Origin of the sequence: Moorena sp. SIO3E8 (assembly GCF_010692445.1) — a bacterium.
GTDB lineage: Bacteria > Cyanobacteriota > Cyanobacteriia > Cyanobacteriales > Coleofasciculaceae > Moorena > Moorena bouillonii.
In genome coordinates this window covers 1-2,569 of sequence record NZ_JAAHHM010000303.1, presented here as the reverse complement: position 1 = coordinate 2,569, position 2,569 = coordinate 1, and the positions used below count along the sequence as shown (strand labels likewise).

Sequence of the window (2,569 nt, the reverse complement as noted above, 5' to 3'; positions counted from 1 at the left end):
TGCCGGAGACGAAACCTTAGAAGAGTGCAGCCTTACAACAAAATCTGTCACCTTTGATGCATAGCCTACCAACTATAAAGGCTGCACTCTTCTTACGGTAACTTCTAACCAGTCTCTATTAAACTAAGCCAGGGGGTTGCCCCGCGTCTGACTCGTCTCCAAAACCGTACGTGATAGTTTCCCATCATACGGCTCCTCATAATAGGGTTCCTTGTCATGTGGCACCTCTTTCAAAATGGGTGGTCATCTAGTTCAGAGGAATCTTTACTTGATTCGTGACGCTTACTCTTGACTTTCATTTTGTGTTTTTCATCATGGCAATGTAGGTGGAGTAGTTCAAGGTTATTGATTTGGTCGTTTCCACCTTGTGCGCGTGGTACCTTATGGTGTGTTTCCATTAGGTCTCCATCCCTAAAGGTTAGTTTGCAGTGAGTACATTTACCTTTTTGTCTTTTGAGAAGTTTTACCTTCTGTTTGGACATTTCAGGGTGTTTACTCATTCTGGTACTCCAGTATATTAAATCCCCGTTGTAGGGGCTACTGTTTCCTTTGACCTTTGTGTGTCGAATGATTTCTGTTTTTGAATGTTTTGGAAGGTATATTCCTTCTTTTGTCATAAAAATCCAGTTATCTACCTTAGGTGCTTCCCAGGGGTTTTTAGGTTCAGTGACCTTGGTTCCCCAGTATTTCTTATTGACCCAGGTTTTTGACTTGTTGGGATGTCTTCGGTATCCCCATCTTTGAAGTTTGTTCCAGAGCACATAGTCTAACCCTGCATAGGTCTTTTTGCTTACTACACTCTTGTTGTAGTTGCACCAACCTTGTATGATGGGTTTAAGCCTGCTGATTAAGGCGGCTTGTGGAGCAGCTAGATGTTTTTCTATTACGTTTTCTAGCTGCTCTTTGTGTTCCTTTACTTTTTTTTTGGATGGCTTAATGAGTGTTTTAAAACCTTGTTTTGATTGGGTTTTTCCTACCTGGTATTGTCGGATATTGAATCCGATAAACTCAAATCCATTGTAGGTGTTGGTCAATCGGGTTTTACTAGGTTTTAATTCAAGGCCAATGTCTTTTAACCATGTTTCTATAACTTCTCTACACTTTTCTCCCACTTCTTTGTTTTTATGTATGATGACAAAATCGTCCGCATACCTTATGAGACTAATACTTCTTCTTCTATCCCTTTTTCCTCTGACTGAGGTTTCTTTATAAGATAGATTTTCTACGTATTCTTTTATGGTCTCTTCCATTCCGTGGAGGGCTATGTTAGCCAAAAGAGGTGATATTATTCCCCCTTGTGGTGTACCCTCGTCCGTAGATGATAGTGTTCCTTCGTCTATTACTCCCGCTTTTAACCATCCTTTGATTAATCGCTTCATAGTGGGGAAGGTATTTAATTTTTTGAGAAGTTTTTCATGGTTGATTTTGTCGAAGCATTTTGATATATCTGCGTCTAAGACCCATTTGGGTTGTTTGGCGATACTATCGAAAATGGCTTCGACTGCGTCATGACATGACCTTCCTAGTCTGAAACCGTATGAGTTGGCTTCAAAGCGTGCTTCCCATTCAGGTTCTAAAGCCTGTTTGGTTAGTGCTTGTAATGCTCTGTCTTGTATGGTTGGTATTCCCAGTGGGCGTTTTTCTTTTCGACCTGGTTTTTCAATCCACACTCTACGTGTAGGCTGTGGTCTTTTATACGTCCTAAGGTTATTTGCTAGTTTTAGTCTTTGTTTACCCGTTAAGGCTTTCCGACCATCTATCCCAGCTGTTCTTTTTCCTTTATTTTGTTGGGTCACCTTCCTGACTGCGAGCATTTTTGCTGACCAGGACTTCATTAAAGTTTTTTGTAACCGTCTTACCACGCGAACATTCCCACGGCTCGAGGCTCGATATATTCGTTTTTGTAACTTAAATACTGTAATTTCCAGCTTTCGCCAGTTTACTTTATTCCATTCCGACTCTGGGTGAAATCCCCGAGTTTTAGACTTATTCATTACTACTAACAACCATATCTTTTCCTATATACGTGAGTCTGTCTGCTTATTCACTACGTTACATAGTGACTTTTGCTTCTGACTCTATCTCTCCACCGGAGGCCATGCGGCTAACTACCTACTTGGAAAATCGACCTTTTCCAAGAGCACCTGCGGGGTTACTTCGTTCCTGGGTACCATACTGTATGCTTTTAGAGTGATACTATCCACCGGGAGTTAGAGAAATCGTCATATGAATGCAAAATCTTATGACCCTATGTACTCCGTTACTGTTTGTTTCCAGCGTTTCTAGCCTTATTGCGCTGGTTGAAGATTACGATGGTTCGCGTGTATCTTCCCTTTCGGTACTCATGAGCATTTTACCTGCTACTAGCTCCATATTTAGGCTTATAGAGTTTCGCTGTTCGACCCCGCTTTAACCTAGAGGTTGTTAATTCTCATTGATTAGGGGTAGGGTTGTCACTCAGATTTCGTGAGGGTTGGATTTTCACCAACATGGTATCCAAGTTGTCAGGGTGAGGTTACCCTGCGGTTAATCCTCCGATATTCTCGGTTTCTAACCAACGAATCGCACT

1 protein-coding gene and 1 pseudogene are annotated in these 2,569 nt (G+C 41.5%); both read right to left on the bottom strand.

Annotation, left to right across the window (positions count from 1 at the left end; translation table 11 throughout):
• Positions 1-16: 16 nt before the first annotated feature.
• Positions 17-115: pseudogene (locus F6K46_RS39260) on the bottom strand (RNA-guided endonuclease TnpB family protein); the annotation flags it as partial.
• 115 nt (positions 116-230) lie between these two features.
• Entirely contained in the window at positions 231-1,994 is a 1,764-nt protein-coding gene (gene ltrA / locus F6K46_RS39255) for a group II intron reverse transcriptase/maturase (RefSeq protein WP_293118123.1), read from the bottom strand.
• Positions 1,995-2,569: the final 575 nt, after the last annotated feature.

Bases quoted from the DNA above. Each gene is read 5' to 3' on its own strand.
- ltrA (WP_293118123.1), bottom strand. From the start codon at position 1,994: ATGAATAAGTCTAAAACTCGGGGATTTCACCCAGAGTCGGAATGGAAT.